The following is a 13,440-nucleotide window of genomic DNA, read 5'->3' as shown; positions in this document are numbered from 1 at the left end:
AAACCAAAGGCCAAAGTTCAGGTGCATTCCGACCAGGGTTCACAGTTCACCAGCTATGAGTGGCAGGAGTTCCTCGAACAGCATAATCTAACGCAAAGCATGAGCCGACGTGGCAACTGCTGGGACAATGCGGTGGCGGAAAGCTTCTTCAACCTGCTCAAACGCGAACGCATCCGCCGCAGAAAGTATAAAACGCGCGCCGAAGCCCGTCAGGACGTGTTCGACTACATCGAGTTTTTCTACAACCCGCAGCGCAAACACGTTAGGAACGGGATGCTGTCACCGATCGACTTTGAACAGCAGCAGAAACTGAAGCTGCAAGGTGTCTAGGAAACTAGGGGCTATTCAATTAGTGCCGTTCTGGCAACCTGCAAGTCTCTGAGAATGCGTGTATTCTGTGAAATCACGGCGTCAGGCTCCAGGGCCAGCGCAGCCCCCATGCGCGCCAGGCCACGGGCGTCCAACGCATCCGTCTTCGCGCGGGTCCCGCAGGCTTCGGCAAATCGGCGCGCCTGCAGCGGGTTTACCTTCACAAGCGGGAGCTGACCGGACAGGGTGTCCTCGAAAAGACGGTGATACGGCCCGGTCGGCTCGTACACGACACGCGCCAGGGGCCTTGAACCCAGCCATTTGCGCAACGCGCGTAAGCCGTCGGGGGTATTTTCAAAACGCTGCGCTGCATTTTCCTCCAGATGAAAAACATCAAAATGGGATTTGGAAATATCGACGCCAATGGTATGCTCTGTCATCTTCACCATGTCCTATGCTTGTCATGCATGATTTGTCACACGCGTATCCGTTCAGGCCCTTTGGGAAGACGGCGGTTGATCACACTCAAGAACGGTCCATCACGACCAAGCAATTTACGATCCAACCGCCGCCACTGCCCGCCATAAATGGCGTGGCGGGCAGTGGCTCCTTCATACTGCAGGAGCCGGGTTCAGCATAAGACAAGCAGGTCATGCTCAATCTGGAGTTCGCGGATGCAGCACAGCAGGGCTTCACGCTGACGTTCCAATTCTTCGACCTCTGGAACCAAGGGCGCCCTTTTCTTGCGTTTCATTGTGGCAGGAACCTCCGGGCCAAGGAGTTGGTTTTTCCAAGCATACAGCGTTGGCCTGCTAACTCTGACCTTTTCTGCCAAAGCCTGCGCACTTTCTTGACGGCTATAAAGTCCAACCACAGCAGCTTTCTTCACGGCGTCAGAGTGATTTCCTGGTCCATGTGTCCCGGTGGAAATCGTCTTGGTATCGGGGAAGACCTCGCGCACCCAGGCCGTCAGCGTGGCTCGCCCTGGATAGCCTAAGGCACGCAGTGTTCATGAAATGCAGCGCCCTTGGCTGGCATAATGCTCTAACGCCACCTGCTTTTGTGCCTCTGAGAATTTAGGCGCGCGCGGCACTGAACGTGTCGGCAAATCCTGCCCACGCTCATATTCTCGATGCCAGCCCTTTAAGGCATTCTTCGTTGGATACCCCAACTCACGGATCGTGGCCCGCAAGCGCTTGCCGAGCTTGATATAAAGCTCAACCGCACGCATTCGTTCTTCGTAGCTATACATGAACTATCTCCAAGATAGTCCAACTTTTCGTCCGCACCCCCCTTTTTTTCATTTGGCGCCGACCTGTTTGAAATTTGTTAATCTCATGAAAAATAAGCAGAAATATTGAAACTAGTGGGTCACGGCGTTGCGGAAAACTGGGTCAATCTCTCGCAGAATTCAACGCCGAAGACAGCTTGACAACGATACCGCACGGCTGTGCCGAACACAGTGCCCCCCCCCTAAGCCGACGCGATCCGCCTGAAAACTGCAGTGGTGCAGCAAGATTTCTCGCCCGAGGCCTGCCTGTCGTCGGAGCTACCAGACGCGGTGGCGACCGTCGCAAAAGGCGTAGCGCCACTGCTGATATTTCTGCGCGGTGCGCTGCACGGATAATACTGTGGGCATCAGCCAACCCTTTCGCCTTGCACCCACACTCCGCGCACCGCCCCTGAGCGCTCATGGCGTGTCACGCGGATCACATCGGCCCGAGCGCCCGGGATCAGATGCCCTCGGTCGGACAGGCCCGCAACCGCAGCCGGGGCTGCGGTGATCGTGGCGATACCGCGTGCGGTATCGCCCCACATATCGCCGAGCATCAAGCCTGCCGACAGGAGGGACGCGGGCACATAGTCAGATGAGATAATATCTAAAAGTCCTGCATCGGCCAACGCGCTAGCCGCCACATTGCCCGAATGGCTGCCACCCCGGATCAAGTTCGGCGCCCCCATCATGATCTTGATTTCGTGTGCTTTGCAGGCCGCCGCCGCCTCATGCGTCGTGGGAAACTCGGCAAACCGCGCGCCATGGCGGGCTGACTGATCGACGTGGCCCGCCTCGGTATCATCATGGCTTGCCAAGACCGCGCCATAGCGACGGGCTGCGGCAACGGCGGCAGCCTCGTGCCGGGCGCTGAATTCTTGCGAGAGGGCGATGCGGTTGGCCACCAGATCGTCGAATTCACCGTCTGAATAGCCGTGCTTGCCAACATAGTATTCCTTGAGCTTGGATAGGTCACGAAACTGCCGCGCGCCGGGCGTGTGATCCATCAGACTAACAATACCGATGCGGTCGTCCGCGCCGAACTTATCCAGCTCGGCCGTGAGGGTCTCAGAGCAAACCTCGGCGCGCAGGTGCAAAAAGTGGCTGACCCGCAGCGCGCCGCTGGCACGCAAAGTCAAAATTTCATCGGCAAGCGTGCGGGCATATTCGCCGTAATTCGCCTTCGCATGGGATACGACAGATCCGACCCGCAGCGCATCAAATACGGTGGTGATACCAACGCTGGCCAATTCCGCGTCATGTGCGATGATGGCTGCCGCATGGGGCCAGTTTACCTTTGGGCGCGGCTCGATGTGACGCTCTAGGTTGTCGGTGTGCAACTCGATCAGGCCGGGCAACACCAGGTCGCCGCCACAATCCACCGCTCCTGTTGGAATGTTGGCCCCGTCTGCGATGTCGGTTATAATTCCGCCGACCATACGCACCTGTCCGCGCAGGGTTTCATGTGGCAGCACAAGTGTGGCATTGGCGAGGATCGTTTCAGTCATGATCTGTTGTCCGAACTTGAGAAGGGGTTCAAAAGATGCCAGATGACATCGCAGTGTCACATGCGTGTGACGATTTACCTTTATGTCGTTTGCCATGGAAATTATGCACCGCTATGCCGTCTATTATGCGCCCCGCAATGGTGCTTTCGCTGGTCATGCCGCCCGTTGGCTGAACGATGACGCGGGTATAATCGCCCTGCCTGCCAGTGCCGAGATCCTGACCCGTGACGCGCGGCGATATGGCTTTCATGGCACGCTGCGCGCGCCGTTCAGGCCAGCAAACGGTATCAGCGAAAATGATATTGTAACTGAGATCGCCGCCTTGGCCTTGCGCCTGAAACCCGTGGAATGCACCGGTCTGCACCTTGAAAACCTCGATGGGTTTTTGGCGCTGACCCCGACGGGGAACACGACCGCGCTGGCAGCTCTGGCAGCAAGTGTGGTGCGGGCCACGAACCCTTTGCGCGCACCCATGACCGAGGCCGACATCGCCCGCCGTCGCCCCGACAGTCTGACATCTCGGCAGCGCGCACTGATGGGCGCTTGGGGGTATCCTTTTGTGATGGATGAATTCCGGTTCCATCTGACCCTGACTGACCGTTTGACCCCAGAGCAAATTCCACAGGTGATGCAAGCATTGCATGCCTATTTTAACCCGGTTTTGCCGCACCCTTTCTGTGTCGAAGACCTGTGCCTGTTTGGCGAGGATGCTGCCGGGGCGTTTCATCTGCTGCACCGCTATCCCCTATCCGGGTAAAGGGCCGCCAGAAGCCGAGCTGTGCCGATGGCGGGGGTGGCATCGTTCATGACTTGGATTGCGGCAATTTCGGGCGGAAGTGCAAAGGCCGCGCGGGTCAGACGGGCGCCGATGTCATTGGCATTTTCGCGGCCGCGTGCAGTCAGACGGGCCGCAAGCACCTCATCGGGTGCGGTGATCATGATCACCCGCAGGTTCGGGAACACCTGCACCGCGTGGAGCAAGGCGCCACGGCTACCATTGAAAACCACATCGCCAGGGCCCTCAATCTGGCTGTGCGGGATCCCGTAGCGCAGGCCATGCGCCGCCCAGTCCAATGCGAAATCGCCTCGGTTCTGGAGGCGGGTAAACTCTGCCTCGGTCACGCTCTCAAAATCCTCGCCGCCTGCATCCGAAGGGCGGGTGATAACCCGGCACACCAGCCGCAGGTCGGGCCGCGCCCGCAGCGCGCCTGCCAGCAGCGTGTCCTTGCCCGCCCCCGATGGCCCGACGATCGCAAAAATCATGCGGCAGCCTTTGGGGTGAACCCGGTCACATCGACCAGCCGGTCGCAGACGGTGCTTCGCGCGCCCTCGTCGTGGAAAATACCAAGGATGGCCGCGCCAAGTCCTTTGGCCTCAAGGATCAACTCCAGCACCACCGCACGGTTGGTGGCATCAAGGCTGGCGGTAGGTTCGTCCAGCAGCAGCGCCGGATAGGGATGGATAAAGCCGCGCGCGATGTTGACGCGCTGCTGCTCGCCGCCCGAGAACGTGGTGGGCGACAGATCCCACAGCCGCTCAGGAATGTTGAGGCGTGCAAGAAGCGTTTCGGCCCGCGCGCGCGCCTCTGCTTGGGCAACCCCAAGTTGCAACAAAGGCTCGGCCACCACATCGCGGGTCGGCACCCGCGGCACCACGCGCAAAAACTGGCTGACATAGCCCAGCGTTTCGCGGCGCAGGGCGATGATCTCGCGCGGGGTGGCCTGTGCCACATCCGTCGCCCCGATATGGATTGCCCCGCCCGCTGCCAGATAATTGCCCCAGACAAGGCGCATCAGCGTGGACTTGCCCGCCCCCGATGGGCCGATCAGGCCCACACATTCACCGCAGGAAACGGCCAGATTTGCCCCCGTCATCACCGGGATCAAGGCGCCACCCTGATTGTGCAGCACAAAGCTTTTCGATAAATTTTCTATGCGGATCATGGGGCTATACCTGCAAGACGGAGGAAACAAGAAGCTGCGTATAGGCGTGTTGCGGATCATCCAGCACCTGATCGGTCAGGCCCTGTTCCACCACCCGCCCGCCCTGCATCACCATCAGACGGTGCGCCAGCAACCGCACCACGGCCAGATCATGGGTGACAATCACCACCGACAGACCCAGATCGCGCACAAGCCCGCGCAATAGGTCCAACAGCCGAGCCTGCACCGAGACATCAAGCCCCCCCGTCGGCTCGTCCATAAAGACCAAGCGCGGTCCCGTCACCAGATTGCGGGCGATTTGCAGGCGTTGCTGCATGCCGCCGGAAAAGGCGCGGGGCCGGTCGTCGATGCGGTCGGCGGCGATTTCCACCAGGCCCAGCCAGTCGGTTGCCGCCGCGCGGATATCGCCGTAGTGCCGCGCGCCCACGGCCATCAGGCGTTCGCCAACATTGCCGCCCGCCGATACCCCCATGCGCAGCCCGTCGCGCGGGTTTTGGTGGACATAGGCCCAATCGGTGCGCCCCAGACGGCGGCGTGCGCTCTCAGACATCGCGAGAACGTCCTGCCCGTCATAGGCAATCCGGCCCCGCTCGGGCCGCTGATGCCCTGCCAGACAGGACAAAAGCGTAGACTTGCCCGACCCACTCTCGCCCACAATCCCCAGCACCTCGCCGGGATAAAGGTCAAACGACACATCTGCGCATCCGATGCGCGCACCATAGGTTTTGGTCAGGCCTGCCACGGTCAGCAGCGGCGTATCCGTGGCTGTGACTTTTTCAATATGGCTCATGCCGCACCTCCCGAGATGGGTGCCGACAGCCGACCCCGCTTGCCATGCGCCTGACGGTCGGTGCAAAAGTCGGTGTCCGAGCAGACGAACATCCGACCGCCCAGATCATCGGTGATCACCTCATCCAGATAGCTGGCCCGCGCACCGCAAAGGTCGCACACATGCGCGGCCTTGCTGGCGGTAAAAGGATGGTCATCAAAGTCGAGGCTGACGACCTTTGTATAGGGAGGCAGGGCATAGATCCGCTGCTCGCGCCCCGCGCCGAAAAGTTGGATGGCGGGGCTGTCCGACAGTTTGGGGTTGTCGAATTTCGGGATGGGCGACGGGTCCATCACATAGCGCCCCGACACCTTGACCGGATAGGCGTAAGAGGTGGCGATTTGCCCGTGCCGCGCAATATCTTCATACAGCTTTACATGCATCAGCCCGTATTCCTCTAACTCGTGCATCTTGCGTGTTTCGGTCTCGCGCGGCTCCAGAAAGCGCAAGGGTTCGGGGATCGGCACTTGGTAGACGAGGATCTGCCCCGCGTGCAGCGGAGTCTCGGGGATGCGGTGCCGGGTCTGGATCAGCGTCGCATCCGCTGTGCGGGTGGTGGTGGCAACCCCCGCGGTGCGGGCAAAGAACCGGCGGATGCTGACCGCGTTGGTGGTGTCATCGGCGCCTTGGTCGATGACCTTCAATCGGTCTTCGGGCACAAGGCATGCCGCCGTGACCTGCACCCCGCCGGTGCCCCAGCCATATGGCATTGGCATCTCGCGGCTGGCAAAGGGCACCTGATAGCCGGGCACGGCGATGCCCTTCAGGATCGCGCGGCGGATCATGCGCTTGGTCTGCTCATCAAGGTAGGCGAAGTTATAGGCCGGCTCGGGGGTGGCGTCGTTCATTCGGCGGCCTCCTGCAAGGCGATTGCATCGGCCCGCAGGCGGCGGACCAGTTCCAGCTCGGCCTGAAAATCGACGTAATGGGGCAGTTTGATATGTTCCAGAAACCCGGTTGCCTGCACGTTGTCGGCGTGCATCAGCACGAATTCCTCGTCCTGAGCCGGGGCGCCGGTAAAGTCTTCGCCCAATTCCTGCCAGCGCAGGGCGCGGTCGACCAGACTCATCGCAATCGCCTTACGTTCGGACTGGCCAAAGACAAGGCCATAGCCGCGGGTGAATTGCGCGGGCTGAGTGCGGCTGCCGGAAAACTGGTTGACCGTTTCACATTCGGAAAGCTCGATCTCACCGATCTCGACCGCAAAGCCCAACTCGGGAATGTCAACCTCGACCGCCACATGGCCGATGCGCAACTCGCCGACGAAAGCATGGGTGCGCCCGTAGCCGCGCTGGGTAGAATAGGCCATCGACAGGATAAATCCCTCATCGCCGCGCGTGATCGCCTGCAGGCGCAGCGCGCGGGCGGCGGGCAACTCCATCGGCTCGCGCGTGAGGTCAGGGGGCAGGGTGTTGTCGGGGGTGGCGGCCTCGATCAGGCCGTCGCGGTTCAGAATATCCATGACATGCGGGACGGGCGCAGCGGTGGTGGCGGTTTGCGGTGCGGGCGGCACTGTGCCCTCGGCTGCGAGTTTGAAATCCAGCAGGCGGTGAGTATAGTCGAACGTCGGCCCCAGCACCTGCCCCCCCGGCAGATCCTTGAACGTGGCGCTGATGCGCCGGTCTACGGCCATGGCCCCGGTATCGACCGGGTGCGACGATGCCAGACGGGGCAGCGTGGTGCGGTAGGCGCGCAGCAAAAACACCGCCTCGATCAGGTCACCGCGCGATTGCTTGATTGCCAGCGCCGCCAGGTCGGGGTCAAAAAGCGACCCTTCGGCCATCACCCGGTTGACCGCCAGCCGCATCTGTTCGCGGATTTGTGCTACCGAAAGTTCGGGCACCGACGGGTCGCCCCGGCGTTCCTCGGCCAGCCAGGCGTGGGCATTGTCGATGGCGCGCTCGCCACCCTTTACGGCGACATACATCAGAGAGCCTCTACTTTTGTGCTGCGCGGCAGGCCCGCGATGCGGCTGCCACAGGTGAACAGGCAATCAAACCCCATCGGAAACAGCGCCCGGTTGGCACGAAACGCAGCGGTTTCGGGCAGGCTGAGCCAGGTGGCCGTCTCAATCCCGGGTCCGGTCAGGGTGGGGCCGTGGTTGGTCAGCCGGTCCATCTCGACGATCAGGGTAGCCGAGCGGTCGGGGTAATCTGGCAGGCCAGTGGCAAAGCGCGTCACGGGTTGCAAGGCGGCCCATGTGCCAAGCGCAAAAGCGGCATCCCCGGCCTTTACCAGCCGCGCGCCAATGTGAAAGGCCACCCAGTCGCGCACCGGGGCACAGTCGGCAGCGCCCGCCAGATGCAGCGGCGTGGTTGCGTCGGTCAGCGTCAGCAGGGCGACCCCAGCCGCCATGGATAGCGGTGCAGGTGGGGCGGCCCCGTGTAGGGCCATGATCTTGCCGGGTCTGGCCATGGCGTCCAGAATGGCGCGAAAGGCCTGTGCGGATTGGATCGGGGCATCGGCAAAGCCACCGCTGAGGGTGTGGGTGTTCATGCGTCTTCTCCGCGCACAAGGGTGAAGAAATCGACCTTGGTGGCGGCGGCCTTCTCAGTGCGGGCCTGCCGGGCGGCCTGCGCCTCGCGGTGCAACACATCCAGCACGCCGGATCCAAGCGCTGCGGCCTGCGGTGTGTGCATCAGCGCATCCATGATCGCAGCATGCGTGGAATGGCGCGCATCGCGGCCCTGCACCCAGGCGTGGCCGACTGGACCATCCGTCAGTTGCACCGAACAGCGTGTCACGGTCATTTCTCCCAGATTGAAGGGTGCGCCCGTGCCACCCGCCCGCGCCTGCACCATGACCGCCCCCACCTCGGGGCTGCGCAAAAAGCTGTGGGCGGGAAGGTCGGGCATCAGGGCCGCGAGCCTGGCGGGATCAGCCTTGGCCAGCACCGCCATCCAGTCTTTTCGGGAGTTCCAGGTCATGGTGTCCTCGACATCTTTTGGGGTTGTTGGTTTATCTATACAACTATACAAATCATAGTCTGAACGCAGGCGCCACACAACCGCGCTTGCATGAATTTTTAATGACAGGAACCCGCCCTTGCCACGACCGAACCTGTGGGCCGCGATTGAAGGCACCTTGCGATACGAGATTGCCCAAGGGCTGTATCGCCCGGGTGACAAATTGCCGACCGAAGCCGCCTATGCCGCGCGCTTCGGCGTCAATCGCCATACCGTGCGCCAGGCGCTGGCGGCCATGGCAGACGCAGGGATCGTGCATGCCCGGCGCGGCGCGGGCGTGTTTGTGACGGCGACGCCCGCCGACTATCCACTGGGGCGGCGGGTGCGGTTTCATCAGGGGATCAGCGCATCGGGCCGCACCCCCGCGCGCCGCGTCACCCGGCTTGAGACGCGGGTGGCATCAGCGACCGAACGGCAGGCGCTGGGGCTTTTTGATGAGGCGATGGTGCATGTGGTTGAGGGCGTGTCGCTGTCTGACGGGCAGCCCATCGCCACATTCCTTTCGGTGTTTCCCGCCGCGCGCCTGCCGGGGTTGCTGGCCGTACTGGCGGATGAGCCTTCGGTGACCAAAGCCCTCGCTGCTTGCGGCGTGGCCGACTACACGCGCGCGCAAACCCGGCTGACGGCCCGGTCGGCCGATGCGGTGCTTGCGCTGGCCTTGCAGATCAAACCGGGCGCGCCGGTGTTGCGTTCGGTCGCGGTCAACGTCGATACGGCGGGCGTGCCAGTGGAATTCGGCACGACCTGGTTTGCGGGCGATAAGGTGACGCTGACAGTGGCCCCGGGTCAGCCGTGATGCTTTTCCAGAAATGCCTCGGCCGGCAAAGTGCGAAAATCGGTCAGGGCCGCGCGCAGGCGGGCATGGTCCCAATCCCACCAGCCAAGCGCCAGCAGCCGGTCAATCACGCCCGGCGCAAAGCGGGCGCGCAGGGGGGTGGCGGGGCATCCGGCCACGATCATGAAGGGCGCTACATCGCGGGTGACAACCGCGCCTGATGCCACGATGGCACCTGCGCCAAGCGTCACCTCGGGCTTGATGACCGCCCCGTGCCCAATCCAGCAATCGGGGCCAAGCACTGTGCGGCGCGCGGCGCGGGCGGCGAAAAATACGGGGTCATCCGCCGCATCTTCCCAGTAATAGGATGACCGATACAGAAAATGATGCTGTGCCGCATGGGTGAACGGGTGGTCGGTCGGGCCGATCCGTGTCATCGCGGCGATATTGGCAAAGCGCCCCACCGTGGTGTTGGCAATATCGGCCATCCGGTCGCAATAGGCATAGGCGTGAAAGGTGAAATTGACCACGCGCGCGCCTTCGCCCACCTCGGTCCAGCCCTCGAAGATCGACGCATGCAGCATGCAGCCGGGGTGGATCAGCGGACCCTCAGCCGAGAGCCGCGTCTTGGGCTGCGCTTCGGCATCCGTCATGCTAGGACCCCTTGATCAGCTTGCGCCGCAGCCAACCCGAGAACGTGTCCATCAGCATGACCATCAGAATGATAAGGGTCATATAATAGGCCACTTCCTCCCAATCCTTCTGGGTCTGGATGGCTTGGGTCAAAAGCAGCCCCACACCGCCGCCCACGATGGCACCGATCACCGTCGCGCTGCGCGTGTTGGATTCCAGATGATACAGGATCTGGCTAAGCAAGACGGGTGTGATCTGCGGGATCACCCCGAACCTTGCGCGCAAGGCCGCATTGGCCCCGGTAGAGCGGACGCCCTCTACCTGTTTCTCGTCGATGTTTTCCAAGGCTTCGGAGAAGAGTTTGCCGAAAGACCCTGTGTCGGTCAGCAAAATGGCCAGCGCCCCGGTCATCGGGCCGGGACCGAAGGCGCGCGACAGGATGATGGTCCAGATCAGCCCATCCACACCGCGCACGAAATCGAACACCCGGCGCATGCTGCCACGAACCAGCCGCACGGGCATGAAGTTTGACGCCGCCACAAAGCCCAGGGGCAGGGCGATGATCGCCGCACCAAAAGTGCCAAGGAAGGCCATCAGCATCGTCTCGAAAATGGCCCAGGCCACATCCCCGTGGCGCCACATGGCATTGGTCCAGAAATCCCGTGCCATGCTTGTGATATTGGCGCGTGCCGGGTCCACACGGTCGCCAGTCAGCGCCATTCCGGCCAGTTCCAGCGGGGATTTGCCGTAAAACGGGCTGTCGAGCGTGAAAAAGAACAACTCCCACCCGCCCGAATATTTGAATGTCTCAATTCTTGAGCGGGTGTAGGTGACGCGGCCCGCAGGGGTGGTGATAGTCACGCGTGTATTAGATGCGTTGATGAAATCGGGGGGGATGCCATCGGGCTTGGTCAGCATCAGGCCATCTGGCCCCGGCTGCACGCGAATGGTGCCATAGCCGGGCAGCGCATATGTCATCGCGTCGCCCGCATATGTCACGATGTTGCCCGACCCAAGGTCGATGATCGTCTGCCCGTCCGTTTGGCGCACCCAATCGGGCGACATGCCGGGCGGATAGGTGCCCTTGCGCTCGCCTTCAATTGCAACGGTGATGTCGCCGCTGCGGTTGTCGCGCTCTACATGGGTTTTATGGCTGACGAAATCCGACATCAGAATGCGGGCATTGTCCATGCGTGCGCGGTCGGCCAGACCGGGAATGTCAAAGGCAAAGAAGATATAGGCAAGATAGGCCAGAATGACAGCGGGAACGGCAAAGGACACCCATTTGCGGCGCGTGAAATTGGCGGTGATCGTGGTTGCGATATCGGGGTTCACAGAGATGGTCATGCGCTGGCCCCTTTGGTCAGACGGGTGCGGAAATGGTCTGAAATGCGGTCGATGATCACGATGGTCGCAAACAGCAGAAGAAAGATCGCCACCACCTGATCGTATTTTCCTTGCCCCCATTGCATCGCGATCTTCAGGTCATACCCGATCCCGCCTGAGCCTACGAAGCCAAGGATGGCCGAGGCGCGCACGTTGATCTCGAACCGCAGCAGCGCATAGGACAGCCAGTTCGGCGCAACCTGCGGGACCACGCCCAGCCACATGCGCTGGCCCCAAGTGGCCCCCACCGAGGCCAACCCCTCGACCGGTTTCAGATCAGCGTTTTCGGCGACTTCGGAAAACAATTTGCCAAGCGCGCCTGCGGTATGGATGGCGATGGCGATCATCGCGGGGATAGGGCCGGGCCCAAGAATGTAGATCAACACCAGCGCGACCACGATCTCGGGTATCGCGCGAAAGCTATCCATCAGGCGGCGAAACAGGCCCACGGCACGGGGCCAGCGGGCAAGGCCGCGTGTTGCCAGCAGCGCCAGCACCATGGCCACCAGCGCCCCGATCAAGGTGGATACGGCGGCGATGTTCACCGTCTCAAGCAACGAGGGCAGGAATTGCCACGCATATCCGGGCAGGTTGGCGCGGTTGCGCCATGCCTCGGACACCACTTCGGATGGAAAGGCACCCAGCATGTGCAACCCCTCCCAAAAACCGCCTGCGTTGCGCTCGTCGGCCAGCATGAAGCCCGAGGCCATCATCGCCACAAAGATCACCAGCAAGATGCCGCCATACATCCGCTTGCGGCGCACCATTTCCAGATAGACGGTGCCCGTGTCGGTCAGTCGGGGAACCCCGTTGCGCAATGCTGCGTCAGTCATGTCGGCTCCCCCAATAAGAAATTGCCGGGGCCACGGATCGGTGGCCCTGGCAGTGCGTCATGAAAATGTCAGTTCGACTGCAACTTGCGCGCGGCAAGGATGCCGTCATATTCGGGCAGCGTGACCGGCACGAAGTCCATCGCATCGCCCGCCGCCACACCATATGCGCAGGCTTTGTCCGTCTCATGCAGGTCGGCGGTCAACTTGATGACGCGGTCCTTCACGTCCTGCGGCAGGGCCGAGCGGACGACCATCGGGCCCTCGGGGATCAGCTTGGACTGCCAGATCTGCACCAGATCATTCATATCCACCAAGCCCGCATCAGCGGCACGGCGCAACGCGCCCGAATTGTAGCCGTCTTCCCAGTTGCCCAGACCATCAGCCCAGGACACGCCCGCCGCAAAATCACCGTTGGCCACGCCGACGATGGTCTGCTCATGCCCGCCCGAGAATTTCACCTCAGAGAAATACTGCTCCAGATCGCCGTATTTCACGGCCAGTTCCGCGCCCGGGACCAGATAGCCCGAGGTCGAGTTCGGGTCCGCAAAGGCAAAGCTTTTGCCCTTGGCATCATCCATCGACGCAATCCCGGCATCCTTGCGGGCAAAGCCGATGGAATAATAGCCGGTCGAGCCATCGACGTTCTGCTTGGTCAGGGCCAGATCAACCGCGTTCGGGTCGGTCAAATAGATCTTGGCAAAGGCAGAGGCGCCCAGCCAGGCCATGTCCAGAGAGCCGCCCAGCAGCCCTTGGATCACGCCGTCATAATCAGCCGGGGTGAACAGTTTGACCGGCACGCCCAGTTCGGCCTCAATGGCCGCGCGGTAGCATTCCTGCGAGGTCAGGCGGTCTTGGGCGTTCTCGCCGCCAAGGATGCCAATGTTGAATTCGGTGATCTCTTGCGCCATCGCAGCGGGGGCAAGAAGGGCGACAAGTGCGGTGGCCGTCAGCAGCTTATTCATGGTCTCTCCATGGGTTGAGCCCC

The 13,440-nt window shown here is 61.8% G+C and carries 16 protein-coding genes and 1 pseudogene; 3 read left to right on the top strand and 14 right to left on the bottom strand.

Annotation, left to right across the window (positions count from 1 at the left end; translation table 11 throughout):
- A partial coding sequence (locus G560_RS0116780) for an IS3 family transposase (RefSeq protein WP_022705451.1) occupies positions 1-330 on the top strand: 330 nt, incomplete at its 5' end.
- 11 nt (positions 331-341) lie between these two features.
- On the opposite strand, the gene G560_RS19640 is transcribed toward G560_RS0116780, so the two are convergent.
- The 3 genes and pseudogenes from G560_RS19640 to G560_RS0116760 form a co-directional block, all read right to left on the bottom strand.
- The gene (locus G560_RS19640; protein WP_022705450.1) at positions 342-758 is read right to left on the bottom strand and encodes an IS110 family transposase; all 417 of its coding nucleotides are present in this window, start codon (positions 756-758) and stop codon (positions 342-344) included.
- Between the two features lie 194 nt (positions 759-952).
- Positions 953-1,561, bottom strand: a pseudogene (locus G560_RS21545) (transposase); the annotation flags it as partial.
- Between the two features lie 386 nt (positions 1,562-1,947).
- A complete protein-coding gene (locus tag G560_RS0116760; RefSeq protein ID WP_022705446.1) occupies positions 1,948-3,090 on the bottom strand; it encodes an alpha-D-ribose 1-methylphosphonate 5-triphosphate diphosphatase in 1,143 nt (380 codons plus the stop codon).
- Between the two features lie 82 nt (positions 3,091-3,172).
- Here G560_RS0116760 and G560_RS0116755 point away from each other — a divergent pair, with 82 nt between their 5' ends.
- The gene (locus G560_RS0116755; protein WP_022705445.1) at positions 3,173-3,847 is read left to right on the top strand and encodes a DUF1045 domain-containing protein; all 675 of its coding nucleotides are present in this window, start codon (positions 3,173-3,175) and stop codon (positions 3,845-3,847) included.
- Here the strand turns inward: G560_RS0116755 and phnN are convergent.
- The 7 genes from phnN to phnG are packed head-to-tail and all read right to left on the bottom strand — an operon-like array spanning position 3,829 to position 8,789.
- On the bottom strand, positions 3,829-4,353 hold the full coding sequence (gene phnN, locus G560_RS0116750) for a phosphonate metabolism protein/1,5-bisphosphokinase (PRPP-forming) PhnN (RefSeq protein ID WP_022705444.1): 525 nt from the start codon (positions 4,351-4,353) through the stop codon (positions 3,829-3,831). The two genes, G560_RS0116755 and phnN, sit on opposite strands and share 19 nt — an antisense overlap.
- Positions 4,350-5,033: a phosphonate C-P lyase system protein PhnL gene (gene phnL, locus G560_RS0116745; RefSeq protein ID WP_022705443.1), complete on the bottom strand. Its 684-nt coding sequence runs from the start codon at positions 5,031-5,033 to the stop codon at positions 4,350-4,352. Before phnL ends, phnN begins: the two co-directional genes overlap by 4 nt.
- A gap of 4 nt (positions 5,034-5,037) precedes the next feature.
- Positions 5,038-5,823 carry a phosphonate C-P lyase system protein PhnK gene (gene phnK / locus G560_RS0116740; protein ID WP_022705442.1) on the bottom strand — a complete coding sequence of 262 codons (786 nt, stop codon included), beginning with the start codon at positions 5,821-5,823 and terminating at the stop codon, positions 5,038-5,040.
- Positions 5,820-6,710, bottom strand: coding sequence for an alpha-D-ribose 1-methylphosphonate 5-phosphate C-P-lyase PhnJ (locus tag G560_RS0116735; protein WP_022705441.1), 891 nt, complete (start codon positions 6,708-6,710; stop codon positions 5,820-5,822). Before G560_RS0116735 ends, phnK begins: the two co-directional genes overlap by 4 nt.
- Positions 6,707-7,789, bottom strand: coding sequence for a carbon-phosphorus lyase complex subunit (locus G560_RS0116730; protein WP_022705440.1), 1,083 nt, complete (start codon positions 7,787-7,789; stop codon positions 6,707-6,709). Before G560_RS0116730 ends, G560_RS0116735 begins: the two co-directional genes overlap by 4 nt.
- Positions 7,789-8,358 carry a phosphonate C-P lyase system protein PhnH gene (gene phnH / locus G560_RS0116725; RefSeq protein ID WP_022705439.1) on the bottom strand — a complete coding sequence of 190 codons (570 nt, stop codon included), beginning with the start codon at positions 8,356-8,358 and terminating at the stop codon, positions 7,789-7,791. Before phnH ends, G560_RS0116730 begins: the two co-directional genes overlap by 1 nt.
- On the bottom strand, positions 8,355-8,789 hold the full coding sequence (gene phnG / locus G560_RS0116720) for a phosphonate C-P lyase system protein PhnG (RefSeq protein ID WP_022705438.1): 435 nt from the start codon (positions 8,787-8,789) through the stop codon (positions 8,355-8,357). Before phnG ends, phnH begins: the two co-directional genes overlap by 4 nt.
- A gap of 118 nt (positions 8,790-8,907) precedes the next feature.
- Between phnG and phnF the strand changes: the two genes are divergently transcribed.
- Positions 8,908-9,624 carry a phosphonate metabolism transcriptional regulator PhnF gene (gene phnF, locus G560_RS0116715; RefSeq protein WP_022705437.1) on the top strand — a complete coding sequence of 239 codons (717 nt, stop codon included), beginning with the start codon at positions 8,908-8,910 and terminating at the stop codon, positions 9,622-9,624.
- Here phnF and G560_RS0116710 read toward each other — a convergent pair.
- From G560_RS0116710 to phnD, 4 genes are all read right to left on the bottom strand, one after another.
- Positions 9,615-10,256: an LbetaH domain-containing protein gene (locus G560_RS0116710; protein WP_028914212.1), complete on the bottom strand. Its 642-nt coding sequence runs from the start codon at positions 10,254-10,256 to the stop codon at positions 9,615-9,617. The genes phnF and G560_RS0116710 overlap by 10 nt on opposite strands.
- Before the next feature lies 1 nt (position 10,257).
- Positions 10,258-11,583 (bottom strand): phosphonate ABC transporter, permease protein PhnE, encoded by a 1,326-nt coding sequence (phnE, locus tag G560_RS0116705; RefSeq protein WP_028914211.1) that lies wholly within the window; start codon positions 11,581-11,583, stop codon positions 10,258-10,260.
- Positions 11,580-12,455: a phosphonate ABC transporter, permease protein PhnE gene (gene phnE / locus G560_RS0116700; protein WP_022705436.1), complete on the bottom strand. Its 876-nt coding sequence runs from the start codon at positions 12,453-12,455 to the stop codon at positions 11,580-11,582. The genes phnE (G560_RS0116705) and phnE (G560_RS0116700) overlap by 4 nt, the downstream gene beginning before the upstream one ends.
- A 68-nt stretch (positions 12,456-12,523) precedes the next feature.
- Positions 12,524-13,417: a phosphonate ABC transporter substrate-binding protein gene (phnD, locus tag G560_RS0116695; RefSeq protein ID WP_022705435.1), complete on the bottom strand. Its 894-nt coding sequence runs from the start codon at positions 13,415-13,417 to the stop codon at positions 12,524-12,526.
- Between the last annotated feature and the right edge of the window lie 23 nt (positions 13,418-13,440).

The organism is Pseudorhodobacter ferrugineus DSM 5888 (assembly GCF_000420745.1).
Classification (GTDB): domain Bacteria; phylum Pseudomonadota; class Alphaproteobacteria; order Rhodobacterales; family Rhodobacteraceae; genus Pseudorhodobacter; species Pseudorhodobacter ferrugineus.
The sequence above is the reverse complement of the archived record's forward strand: the minus strand, read 5'-3'. Positions and strand labels throughout refer to the sequence as shown.

What these genes read in the sequence shown, in the direction of transcription:
- phnE (WP_028914211.1), bottom strand. Translation starts at nt 11,583, where the DNA reads ATGACCATCTCTGTGAACCCCGATATCGCAACCACGATCACCGCCAAT.
- phnD (WP_022705435.1), bottom strand. Translation starts at nt 13,417, where the DNA reads ATGAATAAGCTGCTGACGGCCACCGCACTTGTCGCCCTTCTTGCCCCC.
- G560_RS0116710 (WP_028914212.1), bottom strand. Translation starts at nt 10,256, where the DNA reads ATGACGGATGCCGAAGCGCAGCCCAAGACGCGGCTCTCGGCTGAGGGT.
- phnG (WP_022705438.1), bottom strand. Translation starts at nt 8,789, where the DNA reads ATGACCTGGAACTCCCGAAAAGACTGGATGGCGGTGCTGGCCAAGGCT.
- G560_RS19640 (WP_022705450.1), bottom strand. Translation starts at nt 758, where the DNA reads ATGGTGAAGATGACAGAGCATACCATTGGCGTCGATATTTCCAAATCC.
- phnL (WP_022705443.1), bottom strand. Translation starts at nt 5,033, where the DNA reads ATGATCCGCATAGAAAATTTATCGAAAAGCTTTGTGCTGCACAATCAG.
- phnN (WP_022705444.1), bottom strand. Translation starts at nt 4,353, where the DNA reads ATGATTTTTGCGATCGTCGGGCCATCGGGGGCGGGCAAGGACACGCTG.
- G560_RS0116760 (WP_022705446.1), bottom strand. Translation starts at nt 3,090, where the DNA reads ATGACTGAAACGATCCTCGCCAATGCCACACTTGTGCTGCCACATGAA.
- G560_RS0116755 (WP_022705445.1), top strand. Translation starts at nt 3,173, where the DNA reads ATGTCGTTTGCCATGGAAATTATGCACCGCTATGCCGTCTATTATGCG.
- phnE (WP_022705436.1), bottom strand. Translation starts at nt 12,455, where the DNA reads ATGACTGACGCAGCATTGCGCAACGGGGTTCCCCGACTGACCGACACG.
- G560_RS0116735 (WP_022705441.1), bottom strand. Translation starts at nt 6,710, where the DNA reads ATGAACGACGCCACCCCCGAGCCGGCCTATAACTTCGCCTACCTTGAT.
- G560_RS0116730 (WP_022705440.1), bottom strand. Translation starts at nt 7,789, where the DNA reads ATGTATGTCGCCGTAAAGGGTGGCGAGCGCGCCATCGACAATGCCCAC.
- phnH (WP_022705439.1), bottom strand. Translation starts at nt 8,358, where the DNA reads ATGAACACCCACACCCTCAGCGGTGGCTTTGCCGATGCCCCGATCCAA.
- phnK (WP_022705442.1), bottom strand. Translation starts at nt 5,823, where the DNA reads ATGAGCCATATTGAAAAAGTCACAGCCACGGATACGCCGCTGCTGACC.